Raw genomic sequence first — 21,629 nt, forward strand, 5'->3', positions numbered from 1 at the left:
AAATGGCAAATACCAATTTTCAGGCAGCCTTTGAAACCCTGAATACCACCCTGCGTTCAATTGCCGAACAGACCAAAGATTTGCCCGATGTGCAAAGCGCTTTAAAAGCCACTGATGGTTCGATTTCCCGTGCTTTTTCAAATATTGAGTCGGTTCAGAATTTTTCAGTATCGGCCCAGGATATCGGCAGCAAGCTCAACCGCATTGCCGATAATAAACAGGCCCAGGCCACAGGGCGGGCCATGCCCTATGGCGGCATTGGCAGTGGCATTGGCGCCGTAGCTGGTGCCGCAATTGGTTTCTTTGCCGGAGGTAAAAATATCAAATCCGCAGCCATTGGTGCGGGTGTGGGCATGGCCGCCTCTTTTGGCGTGGGAGCCTTGATTGGCCACAGCATTGATAAAAAATACCTGGGTGAAGCAGAAGGCTTGCGTCAGCTTTCCAATGAGGTCAAGAGCTATAACCCCGAAGCTGAAAAAGGCAAATTGATGAGTGAAACGCAAAAAACCTATGGGGTTTTACTTGAGGCCCGTGAACACCATGACCTGGACAATGCACGGGTCAGTACCAATGAGTTGAATGCTGTTCAGGGCCGGGTCAAACCGGTTGAAGCACAATCGGCTCGCATTCTCAATGCCTATCAGATGAAAGAATAAGATTTGATTGAATTCCAGAAAGCCGGATAAATTCCGGCTTTGCTGGTTTTTTGTGAGCCAGCACTCTGGCCCGTTCGCTAAAACTTTGCTTTAATGAATGCACGGCCTATCTACCCAAACGATGAACGAGGAGAGCCTCTCATGGCGCCAACCCCTAATCTCAAGCCTATTGCAGCACTGACTCTGACCTTGCTGGCAACTGCCTGTACCCCTTTTAAGCCTTCTGGAGATTTCAGCGATATCCGTGGACGGATTGTGTCTCAATACTACAATGCCCCTTTGGCCAATGCGACAGTTTCGATTCCCGGCTTATCGACTTCAGTAAAAACCAATGACAAGGGTGAGTTTTATCTCAATGGTTTGCCCACCACCTGGATGGATGCCGAAATTACCCATCCTTCACATTTGCCTTTGAAGCGTCAGATCCATGTGGAGCCCTATGGTACAAAATATCTTGAGATCTGGATGGATACGGTCGGTTCCAAACCCCAAGAAGTGCTTTTTGAACGTGAGTTTGACATCTGGAAAACCGATCTCTATGGTCAGAATCAAGTCAATCTGACCGGTTCACAAAACCGCAGACTTTACCGTACTTACCCGGTTTGGGCGCCTAAAAAAGATAAAATTGGCTATATCGCCTTTGATTCTTCAACCCGTCTGACGGTTCAGGACGGCGTATGGACCATGCGCGCGGATGGTGCCATGCCCCGTCAAATGACTTCAGTCAATGAATCGGGTCGTGTGTATAATCTGGATTGGACGGCAGACGGCAATCAATTCGCCTTTATGCTCCAGGATCGCATTTATGTTTACAATCAACAGTTGGGAACCCTGCGGGGATTGAATAATTTAATGGCAAGGGCTGCTACGTTTGGCACCTTTAACATGACGCCTTCCTGGACGCCAGATGGCAAACAGTTGGTTTTTTCAAACCATACTTCCAGTATTTCGGCTAATTTTCGTTTTGATCCCAATCAGCGTCAGGTCTTTATTATGGACAGCCAGGGCGGAAATCAGCGTCCTTTAACCCGTGATGGGGACAATTATGGGGCTGTGGTTTCTCACGATGGTCGCAAAATTGCATATATCTCTACCGTGAGTGGTCAACCTGAAATTTGGATCATGGACATCGACGGAACCAATCCCCGTCAGATATCGTATCTGCGTTCGCAACGCCTTGAGGCCTTGCATTGGAGCCAGGATGATCAACGGATTCTTTTCAATTCAGATTATATGCAGCACTATAAATCCCGTCAGCCCCAAGAGCTTTGGGTGATTGAAACGGATGGGCGGAATTTGCATATGATCAGCAATGATGCCTTGCATGGGGACAACTGACCCCAGTCTCTTGCATAAAATATTGTAAAAGCCCCAAACTGAACGTATTGGGGCTTTTACAATAGGCAGTATTTGGAGCAAAGTCTTCCTCCTAAGTCTTTGCTGTTTGCGCAAGAATGCTTAGGGCGTATTTTCAAATGCTTTTTGAAATTTTTCCTGCATCAGATGGGGGTCTTCTACCACGATATGGGTATGGGCCAAGGTGGCCATGAAGCCGTGTTCATTGCGGTAGCGGGGAACAATATGCATATGCAGGTGGGCAATGCTGCCGCCACCAATTTCACCCAGATTATAGCCCAGGTTAAAACCGCCGGCAGGATAAATCTGGCGAATAATTTTCAGACATTTTTTTTGCAGATGATGCAAATGCAAAGCTTCTTGATCGGTCAGCTCATCAGGCCATTCTACATGGCGTAAAGGCACAATCATCAGGTGACCGGGGTTATAGGGGTAGAGATTGAGTGAGATTAAAAAATCTTGGTCACGGTAAACTTCGAGATTTGCAACCTCTGGGTTGCGATCTCTGACCGCACAAAGGATACAAGGCACATCTGGGCGTTTGCCGCGCACATAATCCAGTTTATTCGAGGCGAAAAGATGGTTGCGTTCGATCATGGGCTCATTTTAGCACAGCCTTGTTTTTCAAAAAAGCAGACCCTGAGATTGCATAAAAAGAGATCGCTTTTGGGTATATACAAAACAGTGCGTGTTTTTCTCATGGTTTTTTGACTCAAATTTTTGATTTTGTACTAAAGAACTGTTAAGTGTTTGTTTAGTCTGGTACAAAACAAGCTGTTTGAACCGATATACGACGTGGGAAAAACTATATTGATGCCACTTTCTGATGGAAAGAACTGAACGGAGGATTTTCTAGAAAATGAGTTTTATGTCCTTTGATTATGCAATGCGTGCCTCGGATGCTGCCCTTCAGATGCAGCAAGGAATGTCCCAGAATATCCGTGACTCAAATTCAAAGGTGGCGGATGTAGGCAAACGCAATGCCACCAGTAAAGATCAGCTCGTTCGTCAGAAGATTCAGGCTGAATATGATATGAGCAGTGCCAATATCAAAGCCTGGAAAGCCGGTAAGCTGCACCAACTGGCTGAGGAACGCCAGAAATTTGCCTCAGCGGCAGCCGCTTTGGTGGGCATTGGCCATTTGGCCGGTGGCATGATTGATGGCATCAAAGATTTGAGCGAGCATTTCAAGAATGATGGCGCCAAGGTGCCCCAGGCTCCTGAGTCTGAACAGATGACTGTGGGCGCAGATGCCGTTGCCAATGGGCAGGTGAGCGCCTTTAAAATTGCCTCTGGAGATGGCCCCAGCGAACAGGGAGCTGTGGTTGCTTTCGATGCGAAAAAAGGCAATTTCAGTGCCTTCAGAATGAATACCACCACAGGCGCTGTAGACAAGTTTCAGAATATGAACATGTCTGAAATGGCGACTTTGATTCGCGACCGCACCAAGGATTCTGCAGACCCCAAGGATAAGGCTTTGGCTGGCATGATTCAGGATGGCCCCCCTGTCATGTTTAAACCCGAGTTTCTCGAGAAGAAAGAAGACGGGCACTATGAATTGGGTGGAGAATTGCAGGCTGCTTTGTTTGGTGCAACCGAAAAGACGGGGCATCCAGAATATGGTCAGGGCTTCTTTGCCAAAGACAATGGCGAAGCTGCGATTGGGGGAGTCTTAGAGCGGGGAGCCGCTATTTCACCTGGTTATCAGGCTACTTCCCGTTCTGTTATGGAAGTTTTGGGCACGGAAAAAGTTCAAGGTGCTTTGGGCATTAATTCTGAAACCGTTGGAAAAACCCAGGCAGGCATGGAAAAGTCTGGCTTGTTGACCGGTGGTTTTATGAGTGGTGCCGGAGCCGTGTTTTCAAAAGCGATTTTCAAACCACTCAGCACCTCTTTGGGGCCCTTCATGGCCATGGCCAAGGTCGCCAAAGAGTATGAAGAAGAAGCCAAGGCCAAAAAAGTAGAATATGAATCGGCCAAACAACAGGCCGCCGCAGCGATGAAGCGTCTCAAGCAGATCGAAGCAGAACTTGCTGCCGGCTATTAAGTTTTTAGAGTCATTGGATTACCAATCAGAGGGAAGGATTGAGACCTTATGAATATCCGTATGTATACCGCTGCCCGGGAGGCTACGACCAAAGCCCGGAACGTGGCCAGCGCAATTCAGCAGGCCCAGCGTCAGGTCAATGACGACAACAAAGATATTTCTGCCAAGATTGATAAAAATCAGCAGTCTCGTGATAAGAAAAAAGCTGAGCAGGAATTGAAGTCTGCTGCCATTCAAAAATCTTTGGCTCAAAAACAGCTGAACCTGACACAATTACAAGCCGCTGTTTCTACAATCGTGGCTGTGGCCAATATTGTAGGCGCGGCCGTGAATATGGTGCAAAAAATCAACGGAACCCAAAAGCCAGAACCTAAAGATGGCGAAGGCGGCAAGCCTGAAAAGGGTGGCAAACCTGAAAAGGGTGGCAAACCTGAAAAGGGTGGCAAACCTGAAAAGGGTGGCAAACCTGAAAAGGGTGGCAAGCCTGAAAAGGGTGGCAAGCCTGAAAAGGGCGGCAAGCCTGAAAAGGGCGGCAAGCCTGAAAAAACGGGTACCAACGCGGGCAATGATAAAAATGTTGGTAATTCCGATAATACCAACAAAGGCAATACAAAGGTTGAAGACCCCAAAACGGATCCCAAAACGGACCCCAAAACTACGACAAATGTGGGCAATGTAGGCTCTACGACTCCTGGAACAGAAGGCAAGCCTGCTGACCTGAAAGATCTAAAAGGCCTTGAAAAAGGGGCTGGTTTCAAGAATGAGTTTGGCGGTGGCCAAGAAGGAAAATCAGCAAACGTTGAAAAATTACAAGGCACCCTGAATCAAGTTGGCGCCAAAGATGGCGATGGCAAAGCTTTGGCTGTCGATGGCAAATTCGGAGATAAAACTGAAGCGGCTGTTAAAGATTTCCAACAAAAAAATGGTTTGATTGATGACAAAGGCAAAGCCTTGGTTGAAGGTGTTCAAGCTGGGAAACTCGATGATGTAACTCTGGGTAAGCTGGAAGAAGCTGCCGGAACCAAGAGTACCAAAGGTAGCGAAGAAACCGGTAAAAAGGGTGGTACCGAAGAAACCGGTAAAAAGGGCAGTACCGAAGAAACGGGTAAAAAAGACGGTACTGAAGAAACCGGTAAAAAGGGCGGTACCGAAGAAACGGGTAAAAAAGACGGTACTGAAGAAACCGGTAAAAAGGGTGGTACCGAAGAAACAGGCAAAAAAGAGGGCAATCCTGAAGTTGCTAAGCCTGAGGGTGAGAAAAAAGGTGGCATTCTTGGCAAGCTGAAAGAATATTTTGGTGTGGGCTTGAATGACGATCAAAAATCCGCTCGTGCAGATAAAAAGGCGCAGATGGCCGAATTGCGCAAAATGATAGAAGCACTGATGGAAGCTTTGGGCTTCCAAAAAGCGACAGGTGGCATGTTGGCCAAGATTGGTGGACAGCTCAAATCTTTGGGCGAGCTGGTGACCACAGGTGAATACAATATGCGCGATGAAAATGGCAAAGTCATGAAAGACGAGAATGGCAAAGTCATGCGCGGAGAAGCCAATGGGATTGGTAAAGCCATTCAGAAGAGTGTTGGTGAACCCTTGGCTAAGGCCGGTAAATTAGCCACCCAGGCTGTTGCTGGGGCGGTTGGAACGGTGGTAACAGGGGCTGCCCTTGTGGCAACTAGCGCGGTGGCTGCTGCTGGCACTGCTATTGGTGGTGGGATTTTGGCTGCTTCAGAAAAAGGAGCTAATGCCTTGGGGGCTGATGGTAAAGAGACCGCCGGAGACGCTACAAGCTCTTCCTTTAATCAAATTGGGAGTGCTTTTAAAGGTTTTGTCGGGGGAGGAGATAAGACCTCTGGGGATTCTTCTCAAGGAACTCCATCAGGCGGAAACCCTGAGGCTTTGAACAAAGCCGTGGCAGATTTGCCCCAAGGAGGGAATTTTACTGAGGCCGATGCTCAAAAATTCCAGCAGGCAGCTCAGAAATCGTTTGAAGGCGCGACGATTACCGGCCAAAATGGAGAAACACGTCAACTGAGTAGTCAAGAGATTGGACAGCGAGCCAATTCGATTTTAGCGGGTTCAGCTCTTAAAAGCCTTGATGGAGCACAGGTCTCGGCGAATGAAGATGGCTCTTTGAAAGTTACAGTTGGCGATAAGTCTTTGAATCTCAGCCAGGATTTGGTCAATGAACTGGCAAAAGGTGGAGCCGCCACGCAAAATGCCTTGGCTACGGTTCAAAATGCTTTGGGCAATGTTGCCTCCACTACAGGTACAACACCTGCTCCTACCGCCAGTTTGGGCTTAGAGGGCGGGCAAGCTGTTTTGAGCCAGGGAGACAAGAAGCAGAATGTTTCTTTGGGCAGTGGCGGATTGATTCCTGTTTCTGATCCGAAAACTGTGACAGGTGGTCAAGCAGTTGAATCCGGAAATGATACGGGCAAACAGATTGCTGCTCTTAAAGCGGCTGGCCTGGATGTCAAACAAGAAGGTGGAAAAATTACCCTCGGTGGCAAGGAGATTTCTTCTGCCCAGGTGGGTGCTCTTGCCGGCTTGGCGGCTCAAGGGGTTGACCTGAGCAAAGCAAACCTGTCGGTAGGTGACAATGGCTCACTTTCAGCTGATCTGAAAGCTTTGACGCTGAATGTGGGCGCTGATGGCGGATTGACGGCGAAAATAGGCGACAAATCAGGAGCTGTTACAGCCAATCAAATTGGTGCGCTTGCCAAGCTTCAAGGGGAAGGGGCCAGCCTGAATGGTCTTTCTATTGGTGAAAATGGCGCACTGAATTTGAATCTGGGCCAAGGCAAAACGGCTTCATTGGATAAAGATGGCAATGCGACCATTGGCGGTGAGAAAGTTAATGGCGCGCAGATTGGCGCAGTTCAAAAACTTGCGGCTTCAGGTGTTGATATCTCCAGCGTGAAGGGCGCCACATTGAGTGTGGGGGGAATAAGCGCTTCGATTGATGAAAAGGGCAAGGTTTCTGTTGGCGGCGCTGAGGCTCAGAGTGTTGAAAAAGCTGCAGGTCAATTGAGTGCTTTGGGTTCTGTCAAATCGACAGACGGTGCGAAAGCAAATGATGCCCAACTGAAGGTCTTGGGCGCCTTGGGCGATGCCGGTAAAGAGGCGACCATTGGCAAAGATGGTTCGATTACCCTCAAAAATGGTGCCAAATTAGGCGCTGAGGCTGTCAATGCTTTGGCGGGTGGTATTGATGCCAATGGCAAGGGCTTGGGAACTGCCAAGGCTGTCTTGGGACTGGTGGCCAATCAAGGCGTCAGTATCGACAAGCTTGACCTGGGTACGCTTAAAAATGCAGGTGAATCTGGCAGCAATATCAGCCTGGTCACCAATAACCCGGATGGAACCAGCAATTCAATCAATCTGGACGCTGCATCTGTTAAGGCCTTGGGTGAAGGCGGCGCGCGTGGTGGGTCTGTTGCTGAGGCTGTTAAAGCAGCTTCTGTTCTTTCCTCTGCTTTCAAAGGCGCAACAGGAACCGATACCGGCAACCGTTCAGCCAATATTTCCTTTGATGCTTCTCAGGCTTCTGCAGGCAATAATGGTATCAACCTCTCCTTTGCCGGGCAAAATGTTGATAACGCAGCCGTCAAAGGGCTGGCCAATGGCGGCCAGGGAGCTTTTGCCGCTGTGGCAGGTTTGGCCAGTGCGCTCAGTTCTGGCGAAAACCCCGTACTCAAGGGAGATCAGGCGAAAAACTTTACTGCACTTGCGCTGGTAACGGCAGCGGGTCTTGAAAATGCCAAGGTGAACAGCGATGGGGGTATTTCAGGAACCGTTGGCGGACAAGATGTAACGCTTGATGCTGATGCGGTCAAGAATCTTACCAATACGGCTGCCCTGGGCTTTCTCAAAGGCGTTGGCGCGGCTGGACAAGTGGGTGCCAGTACGCTGGGTACGCTGGGCAATATTGCCGCAAATATTTTGACTTTGGGGCAGGCCGATCTCACGTCAGGGGGCGCTCAAGGTTCTGTTGATGACCGTTCTGTTTTCAATACGGTCAGAGACAATGCCAATACCCCTGCCAATCAGATTTTGGCAAATCTTAGCAATGTTAAAGGTCAACAGGAATCAGGCCGGAATGTTGCGGGTACCCATGTCGGCGTGAATGGCATCAGCAATCAAGGGGGCAATGGTACGCCTGCGCCCACGGTTGCAAACAGTCTTGCCAGTTTGGGCACCGGTGGTGTGAATTTTGCTGCGACCTCAGATAATGGCAAACCCAAGAGTGTTTTGGGTGGATTGTTCGGGGGAGTTAGCGGTACGGCCAAAGATCTGGCTGGTAGCGTCTCCGGTGGTGTCAACCCCTTGGTTGGGCTCTTTACTGGGGATAACCGCAATGCTTCAGATGCCAAAAATGTCCCCAATTCTTTGGCTGAACGTGCGACGGACGCGATCGTCAAAGATATTAAGGGCAATAAAGGCTTGCAAGAAGCCTTGGCCAGTGGTGATAAAACCAAAGCGGTTTCTGCTTTGGTGGGATTAGGGATCAGCACTGAAGACGCGAATAAAATCGTAACTTCCTCACAAAGTGGAGATGGCGATACGCCTACTTTGTCTCTGAATAGCCGTGCTTTAAACAAAGCGGTTTCTGCTCAGGTTTCAGTGACTTCCAGCGTCGGGCCTCAAGGCACGACATTTGCTGCACAGCGGACCGATGCCAAAGGCGTTACCAGTAGCAATCTGTCTAATGGAAATGCCATAGGCAATGTAACCGTGGGGGGTAACAATGGCTCTGGCAATCTGCAAGCTTCGGGTGCTGGTCAAGGCATTGCCAGTGGCGGTGATAATAATCGCCGCGAAGCCGTGGCTGATGCTCTGAACAGTGTCTTACGTAACTCCGAAACCAGTCGTGGTTCCTCGAAAATTGGACCCCGTGTCAGCTCTGGCGATATTCAGTTAGATGGCAGTGGCAATATTGCCAGTATTAAGGTCGGGGGAAAATCGTTGACCCTGGATCAATTCGCACAGCAATATGGTCAGGGTCGTAGTTTATCGCAGGCTCAGGTCACCGATCTTGCCAAGAGTTTGAAAGGTGCAGGTAACCAGGCGATTCAGCAGGCCAACGCCGAGTTTGCTGGTGGTGGTAAAGACAATAAAATTGGCAAAGCTGCCCAGCAGGCGCTTGCAAGTTTTGCTGCTGCTGGAGTAGATACCAAGAACGCCCAGGTCTCTTATGGGGCTGATGGCAATGCGACGATTACTTTGGCTGACGGCAAGTCCATTGGCGTGAACCAAAACGGTGAGCTCTTTGGGGTCAATACCGGCTCAAATGGTCAAGCCACGGGCATCAATCCCAATCAACAACTGACCAATACCTCCGGAGGAAAATCAGGAATTGTCACTGGAAAACAGAGTGATTTACTGTCCTTCTTTGGCGGTGATCAGGCCAAATTGGATAAATTCTCTGCCAATCAGGACAAAGCCAATGAATTGAAAGGTCAGTTAGACAGTGCCTTTAACCAGAGCCTTTTCAGTGGCAGAAAAGGTGGCGATGCCTTTGGTGCCGCACTGTTTGGAATTCTCACGCTGGGCTTGGGCGAAGCGGCTTTGCGTTTAGGAGCCAATCAAAAAGCTTCGAATGTCAGTTTCAGTTACGATGAGCAGGGCAATATCAGTGGCGCTCAGGTTGATTTTGATAAAGGCAGCAAGCTGAGTTTGGGCTATAACGCCCAAACGGGTCAATACAATGTACAGAGTTACCAGGCTGGCGGTGCAGATAACAGTCGCGGCTTGGTTAATTTCCTGAACAACCAGCGCGATGCGAAAATTCAATCTACCTTGGGCAATCTGCCGGGTGTCACCATTCGCAGTATTGAAAACAAGGACAATCCCAATTTGCCCCTGTCGGATCCCCGCCAGGGCAGTCCCCGACCTGATAAAAATGCCTATAACGATGGCTTTGCTCAAGAGTCGAATGTCAATCTGACGGTGGATGGCCAAGACTTCAGAATTCAGGTGGATTACGATCGCAATGGCGGTACGTTTGTCAATCTGGATGGTTTGAATGATAGCCAGAAGGCAGCATTAACAGGCGCGGTTCTTAAGGGCGCTTCTCAAACCTTGAATGGAGATGCTGAATTCAACGCCGCTCTGGCCAAGGGCGATACCAATGCAGCAGCAGCACGGATAAACCAGGTGCTTCAGGCTCAAGGTTTACAGAGTGCTGATGGCAAAGGAGTGGCGGTCAAGCCTGAAGATTTTGCCGATCAAGGGGGTCAACTCAAGGTTGCCTTGGAATTAGCGGATCCCAGAATTGCCAGTGTAACCAAAGCGCTGACTTCAGACAATGACCTGCAAGCCATGGTCAAAAATGGAGATGCCAAAGGAGCCCAGGCAAAGGTCAATCAAATTTTGCAGGCCCAGGGTTTGCAGAATGACAAAGGTGAGGGTTTCCAACTGGATGCCAATAAACTGATTGCGGGGGCAGATACTGCCGCCAATAGCCCTTTGAGTGATACACAAGTCTCTGCTCTGTTGAAGACTGAGCGTCAAACAGCTATAAACGAAGCTGTTTATGCGAACGTTGACACAGAAACTGCACTCAACACGGTGCGTGAGAGTCTGGGTGGCAAGCAGGCACAGATCACTGAAGGCCAGCAGCTTCAGGCCGAACAGGACGTGATTAACTCTTTCAAAGACAGTGGTTATGAAAATGTTCGTTTTGCCACGGATAAGATTCAGAAACTGGCTGACAGCGATCAATTTAAGGCGCTCAACGAGGGAACCCTTAAAGTAGACGATGCCGTTAAACTCCGCCAAGAGCTGAATCTGGGCAGTGACGCGTCGCAAAAAGATATTGCCAGAGCACTCTTGCGCCGGGCGGAGCAGCAAAGTGGTTTGAATCAAGGGGTGTTCCGACTGGAAGATGTGGCTGGAAAAACAGGAGATCAGCTGAAAGAACAGTTTGGCTCTGTTTCGGTCACTGCAGGCTATGATGGCCGTTCAGCCCGAATTGAAGCCAATAATATTACAGCCCTGGGTACTAACGGCAACTTCCAAGAAAACCGTGTCAAAGAAGATAAAATTGCACAAAACTTGGATACGCTGCTTGCAGATCAGGATTTCCAGACCTTGGCAAATGCCAAGGAAGGGGACTCCATTGACCAGGCTGTGATGGAGCGTGCCAAGAAAAAGCTGAGTGATGCAGGTGTCACTGTCGCGCCCAATGCTTCTGCGGGAACGATTGCACAGGCCTTGCTTGATCATTCGATTAAGTCTGCTGGTGGCAGCCCGATCAACAGTGAAGGCAAGTCGGTACTTGATGTTGCTTCACTGTTGAATACAGCTTCTGGTCAACAGGGGCTGAAAGGCTCTGCGGGTGTCAAGGCGCTGGTTGAGAGATCAGGTTTGATTGGTGGCAATGGCACGACTGTCAAAAATATCACCATCAGCCAAGACTCCAATGGCCGCCGTTCGATCAGTACCGATGCAAGTGGCAATTTGCGTAAAAATATTGACAAGCGTTTCCCTGCAAACGAAGGGCCTTCTACGCTGAAAAATATCTTGAGTGGTGCGACCAAAGGTTTGGGTGAATCTTTGCCTGAACTGATGAAAGCACTTCAGGCGCTGAAAAAAGCCATGGAAGATCTTCAGGAAGCACAGTTGAAACTGGCGGCAGCCAAAAAGCAGCTCGCAGCTGCGATGAAATATGCCGCTGAAATGGGCGTTACAGCCAATACTGGCAGTGCCGGCGGTGCTGGAGACGGTGGTGAGGGTGCTGGTGGCGCGGGTGGTGTGGGCCAAATGGGAATGGCAGAAGGGGTGAAAGCCGCTGCTCCTCAGCAAAATGCCCAGAATCAGGCCGACGCCAAAGAGAAATCTTCTGGCAAAGATGCCAATGGCAATCCCACAACCCCCGGAAAAGTTGCTTCAGAGCTTCTTTCTCAGGTTGCGAGCGATGCCAATTTCGCCAATATCTCTGTTTTACTGGGCTTGCAGCCAGGTTTGCTGATAGCCCAGGCCCAACAGGCGGATATGATCGATAAATTGGGAGACGTCATTACACAGCTGCAAAGCCCCTTTGGCGACCCCATTCAGCAAATGCAGCAATTTCTGGATGAACTCAAACAGCGTTCAGGAATTGAAGCCACGCCTCCCAGCGATATGATTCCCTTGGGTGGTTAGAAACCTGTTTCAGGTGGGTATATAGATCAAAGTAGAGAAATATTGAGAAGCGAGGATAACCCCTATGGGTAACATAGGCTCAACAATGCAACCCAGCATGCTGGATCGTTACAATTCTGTAGCCGGTTTGAATACCACGCAGGGCGCGCAATATCGCGTTACGCCTGAAAATTATCGTCAGGTATTGGGTGATAATGCCGATGTGGTACTCAGTCCCAAAGACATGAAGGACATGTATGAGAAGGGGTATCTGGATGTTCAGCGGCAGTTTACGCAGCAGGAATCAAATGAAGGGATCTTGACGATTGCAACCAAGGCTGTAGCGGCTTTGATTGGCCCCTCCAAGAGTATTGGTGCGATTCAGATTGATCCCAAGTTTCTCGATATGATCAAAGATCCCAATGCCGATGTCGGTTTTGGGTATACCCGCCTGAAACAGGAAAGCCTCAAGGCTTTGCCCTATCCCAATGACCCGCCGAAGCCTGAGCGGCCGGCACGTCCCACTGAACCTTCTTTGCAGCAAACACATTTTGAGGTAAAAACCCCCACCCAGGTCACTGAACAGCACCGTGATCAGTTGGTCAAGTTCCGCAAGGAGCAGGAACAACGTCTTCAAACACCTGACAGTCGCTATATGGTGGAAATTAATTCCAGTCAAAATAATAAGAATGTAAAATGGGATCCCAGTTCGGTGCGTAGCACCGAAGAGTATTCACATACGATCAAAAAGTATGAAAATGAGGGGGCGCCTTCTCTTTGGAACGGTGAGTATGTCGCCGATGCGACCTGGCACGTTGCCTATTCAGAAGCTTTGCTTCAGGATCGTGATATGGCGGTTCGGCATCAGTTTGCCGAACGTGGTTCGATTGATATGAACACAGCCATCAAAGATTTAAAAGATGGCAAAACCGGTACGACAGCGGTTCAGCGTACCCAACAGATGTTGGATTTTATTAATAAGAAAAATGGCTCACACTTGACCCTGGAGGATGTAAAAAAACATCCTGCTCAAGTCAAAGATGGCATTGCAAAAGCCTTCGGCTTTGAAAATTTTGCATCAGTTCAAGCCATTACCAAGCATTCAGTTGATTTCCGTGCAATTGGCTATATCAGCACCGAAAATCCCAAGGTTGCCACAGAGTCTGTGGGGCAGATTCCAAAAGATCGCGCCAATAAAATTCTCAATACTCAACTCTTAGGGCACAGCACCAAAACGGATGGTACAGAAAATTACTACGACACTACCCAATTGCTGGAGTCACGTAGCATAGATCCAACGACAAATAAAAATGGCAAGGTTGATCCTGGCTACCCTGAGCTCAAAGCTGCATACCCTGAAGCGAAAACGCTCGCCGATGTCTACCGTGTTCAGACTGAGACTTTGCCCATCCCTGAAAATGCGATGAATGAATACGCAGCGATCTACAGCCGTGTAAGTGGCACACCCATGACGGAAGATCAAATGAAAGCGTTGAATCCTGCACCAACACTGAAAGATATGTATGCTCTTCGTGCGGCTGAGTATTATGGCAAAGGCCAAATCCCGGTTAAAACAGAAGGGGGTCGGGTGACCGTTCCCAATAATAAGGCGGTTACTGACAAAATTCTGAATGTGCGATTGGTACTTGAGGCCAATAATCCCGCGGGCAATCAGGTGCATTGGTTTGACCAGAATGCAATTAATGCCGTGAATGGTCGCGCTGAGCATAATTTTAAAGGCGTCTCCCTGACCTTGCATGACAATGCCGGGCAGGTTGTGTCCAGTGACAATTCCAGCACGATTGAGCGGGTCAAAATCAATTCCCATGATGACGTTGAATCGAAAGATACGGTGATGTGGGAATTGAAACAGCGTGGCAACGTCAAAGACGCCAGTGGGGCTGTGTTGGCAACCTTGTCTAAAGATGGGAAAACGATCTCCGATGGAGGTGGGAAGGTCATCGCTACTTTATCACCCGAGACGGGCAAGTTTGAAGGTGTGAATGGCGGTAATTTTGATAGCTTTATTGAAGGTATTGCGGGTAAATTTAAGCCTGGTTTGCTTGAAGGTGGCGTAGGATATGGTTTTGTTCCCACAGGAGGAACGACCTCAACCTCTGTTGCTCCTGTTCTTACCCAAGAAGCAGAAGTTTCTGGAACTGAGATGATTGCTTTGGCTCAAGGTAAAGCAGAGCCTGGTACCGTCAATGAAATCAAAACGGCCTTGGCGATTTCCGATAATGAGATTAAAACCGCTTTGGGGGATTCTCCTTCGCCAGAAGCGCTGCAAGGTTATCTCTTCCAACGTGTGATGACCGATGTCATGGGGCAGTCCTCTGAACAGGCGACTACTGCTTTGACGGCTACGAAAACGAATAAGACCTTTACCTTTCCTGAAGCACTTGGCACCCCCGGTCAAGGGGTGAAAATCACCGAACCTGTGAAGACCGTTGATGTGGGAGAACCTCAACAGGTTCTTGATTTAAACTCTGTTTCAGCCTCATTGCAGGGCAATTTGGCGACGATGGGTGATTTGGTGAATAATCCCGTGGTGGTTCTCAATGATCAGGACAAAGCGGGTCTTGAAACCTTGAAGAATCAAATTCGCTCAGACATTGCAGCCTTAAAGGCCAATGGTGTTGAAACCGTGATGATCGGTCAGACCAAAGTTAAAATCTCTGATTTGGAAGCACAATTGCCTGAAAAATTTGCAGCCATTGATGCCAATGTGGCCAAAGGTGATGAAACCGTGCGAGCCAAAATGTTGGCGCAAGGCTTGTCAAATCGTGAAGAATTTGTCGGTGGTTTAAACAGCGTCAGTTCGACAGATGCCCGTTTTGCAGACATGCCACCGATTCCGCCCGTTCCAGCCCCTGGTTCTGAAGCTGCCACCAAATACCCTGAAGCCATTCATGACTCCGCTTCTAAGTTTGTTGACAAATTACAGGAAGCGCTGGGAGATGGCAAAATAACCAAGGAAGAACATGCCAATATGAAGGCTTGGGTCGATACCAGCCGTCAAAACCTGGCAAATTCTTTGGGGATTGATGTCAACACGCTTTCTGGTGTGGGTTTGTCTACCAAATTGAAAGACAAAGGCTACAGTGACGCGCAAATCTCTGATATTACGCGTACGGTCAATGTTTTGAATGAGGCTCAGGCCAATATCAATGTGGTGCCAGAAGCGGTAGCCTTTGATGATGCCCGGAAAATGGTTTCCGATCTGCGTACCAAAATTCAAGAGTTTGATACTGTGGGCGTGGTGAGAAATGCCTTTGTCGGTGAGATGAAGGATTTGGCAGTGAAAACGCCTGAGAAGTTTGATGCCACGATTCGGGGTGCTTATCAACTGCCTCCCAAAGGAGAGTCTTCTGAAGCCGATAAACTGGTGGCGGATCTGACCACCATGGCCAAAGAGGGCAAAACCCCAGTGCCTCCCAATATCTCTTTTGTGGATCCCAATGTCATCAAGGGGGCAAATGCGGCATTTATTCGCAATGGCGAAAACAATGAACCCACGATTTTGCTCTCCCGTGATCTCTTGAGCAAACCTGCAGATTTGCGCAATGCACTGGCTGAAGAAATGTTTCACCATATCGAAGGTCAAACGCAGGAGTACCGGGCTCAGGAAGCCTTTAACAAGCTGCCAGAGGATTTTCAGGCCAAGTTAAAGTCTGATCCCCCTCTTTCTACAGAGGCGCTTGGGACTGAAGTTGCAAAGCTCAACCCCCAGCAGCAACAGGCTTACAGTGATTATAACAGTGCCAAAGCAGGAACCTTTGATGTCAAAGGGGATGAGGGCCGTGCCGGTCTGCGGGCTTTACGGGCTGCCCAACAGGGTCAGAGTGTCTCCATGATCCAAAATGTGGCAGACAAAGCCCGCATGGAAACCTCTGATGGGGTTGCCAATCTGAATGCCGATGCCAAGGTCGATGGAAAATGGGTGGGAGGATATGATCACGGTACTGTCACCATCAATGGGAAGAGCTATCAAGCTGAGTTTCAGACCGCCGCGGTTGAATCGGGGAGTGAGCCTGCCCGCAGCACCTATGCGGATACAGGCTTGAATGTCACCCCAAACAATCCCCATGCGACGGATCGGACCTATACTGAGCCGGTTTCAGACGATAATCCTTGGGGCAATAATACGGCTTCAAGTCCTGCAGAAGCTTCTCGGCGCAGTTATCTCAGCAATCTGGATAATCAGATTCAGAACTTTGATTTAATGCCCCAGGTGGATGATAAGGGCAAGGCCTTGAGTCCCGAGGCGCGTGCGCAAAAGAAACAGGGCTTGGTCAATGAACGCAACGCCGTACAAAATATGACAGCTCAGGACTTTGCTGCTACCAATGCCAGAAATAATAAGATAGGTCAATTGCGTACCGCGCTGGCCAATCTTGAAAAGTCTCCTCCGATTGGGTCTGAAGGCAAACCCATTTCACCAGCCCAGGCTGCGCAAGAAAAGATCAAGTTGGAAAATGAACTGAGCACGGTTCAAAACCAGTCTGCTCAGGAATTTGCTCAACAAAATGGCATGCTCAGCCAGCATCAAATGGAAGCCAAAGATGACAGTTTCTGGGGCAAAGCCCGTGAAATGGGCGGGCAGGCCGTCAGTGCCATGCTGCAGATGTTGGGTTCTGGGGCTGTGGGTGAGGTCTTTGACCGGATTGCCCAGGGCATTGAAAATGCCTGGAAAGGTTTCTATGCAAGAAATACAGGCAATTCTTCTGCTGCAGATCGTACCCAGGCTGAAGACGTGGTCCAACATGGCTTTGATGTGGGCCGTGATGGCAATTACGATGCCAGCCGTACAAATCTGATCAATCCAGGTGGTAAAAATGCAGTTGGACAGGCGACTCAGCAGTACCAACAACAAAACCCTGGGCTGACAGGAGATCGCAAGGGCTTTATGCAGCAGTGGTGGGAAAGCCGTGAAAAAGGGAGCGTTTAAACCTTGTTTAACTCGACCCGCCTAAAATATGCGATTGAAACCCTGCGGGATTTAAACCAGGAGCGCGGGCAGCTCAGCAAACAACTGGCTGCCCTGCGGGCTCGCTGCCAAATTCGTGAAAATATCGTGGACAATCTCTATGATTACTATGATATTGTTTCTGGGGATTATTACGCTGTGCTCGATGGGTTGGTGCGCTACCCAGAATCTTTAGAAGTTCTGCGTGATTATATGCAGGAGCACTATGAAGTGCTTGAAGAGCAGCTTCAAAAAACCCGTGAGTATTTGGATCAGCCGGTAAAACCCGTGCAGGCCCTGGAAAAGCTGGAAAAAATTACCAGCTATGTTTTCTATATGAAAAATCCGCCACGGGCTCCCTCAGATCCAGTCAACCGCTGATCGTTTTCCTCACAATGGGCACAGCTCTGGAGATTTCGGTTCTGACTTGAATCTCCAGACTGAGTTGATTAAACTGATAAAAAGAGAATTCTGAAAGGCCCCTCAGATGAGTCCTGAAAACCCTGTCTCAGGTAGTGCGAAGCCCGCGCCGCGCAAGTCCCCAGCCTCTTCTGCTCCGGTGCCTGCTAAAAAACAGGCCGAAGCGCCTGTTGAACTCACCGATCAAGAACTGCTGGATTATAAAACACAAAATCTGCTCAACGACGATGACTATGCGCTCGAATTGCGCCTACAGGTCGGTTATTATGGTGAGCAACTCTTAAACCGGGTCAAATATGAAGTGGATGTCATGGAGCGTGAATTGGTTGCGCTGGCCAGTGTTTTTAATGAGTTTTTGACTGAAGTCAAAGGCATGGATGCCAAGATCAATGAATTGACCACTACCATCAATGCTGGCAAGCTCCAAGCCGCGAAAGAACTGGATGAAACCATCAAGCAGGAAGTTCAGGTCGTGGTGGATCAGCTGCGCATGGTGCCCAATTCTGATCTCGACAGTGTTGAAGTGCTCTACCAGAATTTAGACGCCCTGCAAGACAATTACGATATTCTGCAGAAACAGATTCAAACCCTTGAAGAAATCGGTGTGAAAACCGATGGACTTCAGAAGAACCTGCCTGCCCTTGAAAAGGGCATCAGCCGTTTTGGCAAATCGATTGAAGAGCGCCAATTATCACTGCTGGTGGGTGAAGAGGCCCAAAACGAAGAAAAAATAGATTACGATGCGATTCGGGCCGAGCTGAAAGACATGCTTCAGGGGCAGAATCGGGCCATGATTAACCATTTGCGCCAAACCCAGGTCATGGCCAATCCCCGTGAAGTAGAAATGCTGCGCCGCAACCAGGCAGGCTTTGAGGCCTCGCTTGATGAAATTAAAAACCAGATGCAATTGCTGGAGCAGGCTGGAATCGCAATAGCCGATTTACAGGATTTGGTGCGTCCGGTGGAATCGGGGCTGAAACAGTTTGAACGGGCCCTGTCTTCTAACCAGTTTCTTAAAATTACCGAGCGGATTTTTGCCGAAGTGGAAGTCGTGATTCAGCAGATTCGTGAGGCGCAGCATCTTTCCAATGCGGAAGACCTTGAAATTCTCAGTGAAAATGTAGAGGTTCTCTATGAAAACTGCGATGTCTTTGCCGATGAATTGGATGATTTGGCCGAGCAGGGCTTGGACATCGCACCTGTTTTGGAACACTATGATGTTTTACGTGTAAATCTTGAGCAATTTGAGCGTACCTTGCAGGATGCAGCCAATCGTATTGGTTTAACCTCTGGTCAGATTTAAACGTCTTGCGCTGGCAGATTCAATCCTTTGAAGTTCTGGATTCCACTCAAAATCACTTGCGTGCCCATGCGCTGACTTTGCCTGAAGGTTTTGTGGTTTGTGCGGCTCAGCAGACGCAGGGGCATGGCCGTGAAGGGCGGGCCTGGTTTTCCCAGCCTGGGGGCTTGTATTTTTCCTGTCTGTTAAAACCTGCTCAGATTCTGCCGCTCTTGCCCTGGGTTTTGTTGCTGGCTGTCTGCCAAAGCCTGGAAGAACTCAGCGGGCTGACGCTGACCCTGAAATGGCCCAATGATCTCTTACTGGGGGGGCAAAAATTGGCTGGCATGCTGATTGATGCACAAATCCAAGGAAATCTGCCCCGCTATTATGTCTGTGGCGTGGGGGTCAATCTTAACCAGACAGCCTTTCCAGCGGATTTGGCTGCGACTTCCCTGCATGTACAGACAGGCTTGTTCTTTTCTCCAGAAGTGATTTGTGAGAAGATCCTGGATCGCTTGGCTTGGGAGTATGAACTGCTTTGCCTGGGCCCTGAAAAATGGCTGGAAACAAAGCAATCAGAACAAAATCGCGCGATTCAAATCGGGTATAATACCCAAGAGATTAAAACACTGGGAGATTTCTTAAATGACTGAAAATCCTCCGCTCAACTGGATGGAAATACTGACCAACCCCAATTTGTCGGAAGCCGAAATGGAACACTACCGGACTGTTTTTGACAATGACGAGGTTTTTCAGGCCTTTGTCAAATCAATGCATTTGCAGGGAGCGCTTGACGCTTTCAGAAAAGTATATCTTGCCTTTTTTCAGCAGGGCTTTGAAGCTGAAGTGGGAATGATTGCCAGTGCCTATCTTTGGTTGCAGACCACCTCCCGCCTCTATCCCGCTTTTGATCAGGAAGTGATTTCCAATTGGATGGAGAAATCTGTACTTTTGGGGCAGGTGCTTTTTCAGTTTGGGGTCGAAGCTTTTCAGGCTGCCCTGGAAGAAGAACCTGCTTTGGCGGAAAGAGGCTATCCTGTGGAGTGGGAAGAAATGTACGCACTTTGGCGGGAGCATCTTTATTCGCTGACCCGCCACCAGGAGAGTGTGAACGGTGAGGACCTGCTGCAAAAATCTGAGCTGATGATTCAAACCCTGATGCAGTTGCAGGAAGAACTTGAAACAGAGTCTGGCCTGAAGCTGGATTTGCGTGATTACCACCAAATCCTGAGCCATGTCTTTTTACAGACCTTTATCTTTGCCTATCTCGACAATCCGTCTTTTTACTATGAAATGGCGGCTTGTTTTGATGAAGTCTATCTCTCGCTGGGTTTTGATGTGCCTGAAATTCTAATCTTTTTAAAGGGCAAAGAGCATCTGCTGCAGCCAGAAAATCAAGAACAGCTGCTCATGGCTTTGGCTGAGCAAACCCTGCAGATTCAGTCTCAGGTCAGTTCACTTGAAAGCTCGAGCAATAACTGAGGCTCTTGAAAAACACACAGGGATTTTAATTCCTGGGCCTGAATCTGACCCATGCCCAGGAAGTGGTTCTGGGCATAAATTCGCAGGGGCTGATCTGGGCTGGCCGGCGTTTCTGGGCTGAAGCGTTGACCGCGTAAAAAACGCAGCCCTTCCGCTTGGCTTAAATACAAGGCCTCAAGATGCGCCAAAGGGGCGTCCATTGCCAGTTTGACGGCTTTTTCCGGGCTGGTTTTCAGCTCTGCCAGCGGCAGACATTGCTGAAGCGAGACCCCATTGGCCTCGATCCGTGTCAGTTCATGCAAATGTGCGCCACAGCCCAGCTTTTGACCTAAATCATGGGCCAGGGTGCGGATATACGTGCCCGCTGAACAGGCCACTTCAATTTCAAGCAGGGGTGAGAGCCACGACAAGAGTTCCAAACGGTGAATTTCAATGCTGCGGGCTGGGCGATCGGCAATTTCAATGCCTTTGCGCGCCAGTTGATACAGCCGTTTGCCCTGATAAGAGACGGCTGAAACCATGGGCGGAATTTGGGCCTGTTTCCCAAGAAAAGCACTGAGCGCAGAGCGAAGTTCTGCTTCACTGAGGTTGGGTACAGGCTGTTCACTCAGAATTTTTCCTGAGGCGTCCTGGCTGTCGGTGGTGATCCCCAATTTGAATTTTCCCCGGTAGACCTTGCCACCCGGCAAATACTGAATCAGGCGCGTGGCTTTACCCACCGCCAGAACCAATACACCGGTCACATCGGGGTCCAGGGTGCCACTGTGTCCGATGCGGCGGATCTGCAAGGTCTTGCGGGCAATCGCCACCACATCATGCGAGGTATGCCCTGTGGGTTTGTCGATGGCCAGCCAATAGCCTTCAGAGATTTCGCTCAAAGTTGACCTTGGGAACGCAGGTTTTCAATCAGAGAAATGACTTGGGCCCCTTTTTCAAGTGAGAGGTCCAGCTTAAAATGCAAATCAGGGATATGGCGCAGACGCACCCGCCGGCCCAATTCACTGCGAATAAAGCCTCTGGCAGAGGCCAGCCCATCCATAAAGGCTTTTTGACTTTCTTGATCACCAAAAACACTGATATACACGGTGGCATGGCGCAAATCACGGGTTAAATCGACCCGTGTGATCGAGCCAAAATGTTCTGCCACGCGCAGGTCGTGTACTTCCGTGCGCAGAATTTCACTCAAGGCACGCAGAATTTCAGCTGTAATTTTTTCAACACGAAGGGTATTTGCCACGGGAAAATACCTGACTTTCTATACAAAATAGCGGAAGCCACTGGGCTTCGGCTTAG

The 21,629-nt window shown here is 49.2% G+C and carries 12 protein-coding genes; 9 read left to right on the top strand and 3 right to left on the bottom strand.

Annotated elements, in window-relative coordinates; translation table 11 throughout:
• Together COW20_03440 and COW20_03445 are read left to right on the top strand one after the other, a co-directional pair.
• On the top strand, positions 1-656 hold a 656-nt coding region (locus tag COW20_03440), incomplete at its 5' end, for a hypothetical protein (GenBank protein ID PIW50137.1).
• Positions 657-749: 93 nt separating this feature from the next.
• Complete coding sequence (locus tag COW20_03445; protein PIW50138.1) at positions 750-1,994, top strand: hypothetical protein; 1,245 nt, start codon at positions 750-752, stop codon at positions 1,992-1,994.
• 120 nt (positions 1,995-2,114) lie between these two features.
• Here COW20_03445 and COW20_03450 read toward each other — a convergent pair whose 3' ends face one another.
• Positions 2,115-2,609 carry an HIT family hydrolase gene (locus COW20_03450; protein ID PIW50139.1) on the bottom strand — a complete coding sequence of 165 codons (495 nt, stop codon included), beginning with the start codon at positions 2,607-2,609 and terminating at the stop codon, positions 2,115-2,117.
• A gap of 262 nt (positions 2,610-2,871) precedes the next feature.
• On the opposite strand from COW20_03450, the gene COW20_03455 reads away from it, so the two are divergent.
• The 7 genes from COW20_03455 to COW20_03485 all read left to right on the top strand — a co-directional run bounded on the left by COW20_03455 (position 2,872) and on the right by COW20_03485 (position 20,336).
• Entirely contained in the window at positions 2,872-4,059 is a 1,188-nt protein-coding gene (locus COW20_03455) for a hypothetical protein (protein ID PIW50140.1), read from the top strand.
• 48 nt (positions 4,060-4,107) lie between these two features.
• Positions 4,108-12,204 (top strand): hypothetical protein, encoded by an 8,097-nt coding sequence (locus COW20_03460; protein PIW50141.1) that lies wholly within the window; start codon positions 4,108-4,110, stop codon positions 12,202-12,204.
• Between the two features lie 85 nt (positions 12,205-12,289).
• On the top strand, positions 12,290-17,134 hold the full coding sequence (locus COW20_03465) for a hypothetical protein (protein PIW50142.1): 4,845 nt from the start codon (positions 12,290-12,292) through the stop codon (positions 17,132-17,134).
• Positions 17,135-17,137: 3 nt separating this feature from the next.
• Complete coding sequence (locus COW20_03470; GenBank protein ID PIW50143.1) at positions 17,138-17,533, top strand: hypothetical protein; 396 nt, start codon at positions 17,138-17,140, stop codon at positions 17,531-17,533.
• A gap of 106 nt (positions 17,534-17,639) precedes the next feature.
• Complete coding sequence (locus COW20_03475) at positions 17,640-18,875, top strand: hypothetical protein (GenBank protein ID PIW50144.1); 1,236 nt, start codon at positions 17,640-17,642, stop codon at positions 18,873-18,875.
• A 5-nt stretch (positions 18,876-18,880) separates the two neighbouring features.
• Entirely contained in the window at positions 18,881-19,507 is a 627-nt protein-coding gene (locus tag COW20_03480) for a biotin--[acetyl-CoA-carboxylase] ligase (protein ID PIW50145.1), read from the top strand.
• On the top strand, positions 19,500-20,336 hold the full coding sequence (locus COW20_03485; protein ID PIW50146.1) for a hypothetical protein: 837 nt from the start codon (positions 19,500-19,502) through the stop codon (positions 20,334-20,336). Before COW20_03480 ends, COW20_03485 begins: the two co-directional genes overlap by 8 nt.
• Here the strand turns inward: COW20_03485 and truB are convergent.
• Both truB and COW20_03495 read right to left on the bottom strand, forming a co-directional pair.
• Complete coding sequence (truB, locus tag COW20_03490) at positions 20,300-21,214, bottom strand: tRNA pseudouridine(55) synthase TruB (protein PIW50147.1); 915 nt, start codon at positions 21,212-21,214, stop codon at positions 20,300-20,302. The genes COW20_03485 and truB overlap by 37 nt on opposite strands.
• On the bottom strand, positions 21,211-21,573 hold the full coding sequence (locus tag COW20_03495; protein ID PIW50148.1) for a ribosome-binding factor A: 363 nt from the start codon (positions 21,571-21,573) through the stop codon (positions 21,211-21,213). The genes truB and COW20_03495 overlap by 4 nt, the downstream gene beginning before the upstream one ends.
• Positions 21,574-21,629: the final 56 nt, after the last annotated feature.

This window comes from bacterium (Candidatus Blackallbacteria) CG13_big_fil_rev_8_21_14_2_50_49_14, assembly GCA_002783405.1.
Classification (GTDB): domain Bacteria; phylum Cyanobacteriota; class Sericytochromatia; order UBA7694; family UBA7694.

What these genes read in the sequence shown, in the direction of transcription:
- COW20_03445 (PIW50138.1), top strand. Translation starts at nt 750, where the DNA reads ATGAATGCACGGCCTATCTACCCAAACGATGAACGAGGAGAGCCTCTC.
- COW20_03460 (PIW50141.1), top strand. Translation starts at nt 4,108, where the DNA reads ATGAATATCCGTATGTATACCGCTGCCCGGGAGGCTACGACCAAAGCC.
- COW20_03475 (PIW50144.1), top strand. Translation starts at nt 17,640, where the DNA reads ATGAGTCCTGAAAACCCTGTCTCAGGTAGTGCGAAGCCCGCGCCGCGC.
- COW20_03485 (PIW50146.1), top strand. Translation starts at nt 19,500, where the DNA reads ATGACTGAAAATCCTCCGCTCAACTGGATGGAAATACTGACCAACCCC.
- COW20_03455 (PIW50140.1), top strand. Translation starts at nt 2,872, where the DNA reads ATGAGTTTTATGTCCTTTGATTATGCAATGCGTGCCTCGGATGCTGCC.
- COW20_03465 (PIW50142.1), top strand. Translation starts at nt 12,290, where the DNA reads ATGCAACCCAGCATGCTGGATCGTTACAATTCTGTAGCCGGTTTGAAT.
- COW20_03450 (PIW50139.1), bottom strand. Translation starts at nt 2,609, where the DNA reads ATGATCGAACGCAACCATCTTTTCGCCTCGAATAAACTGGATTATGTG.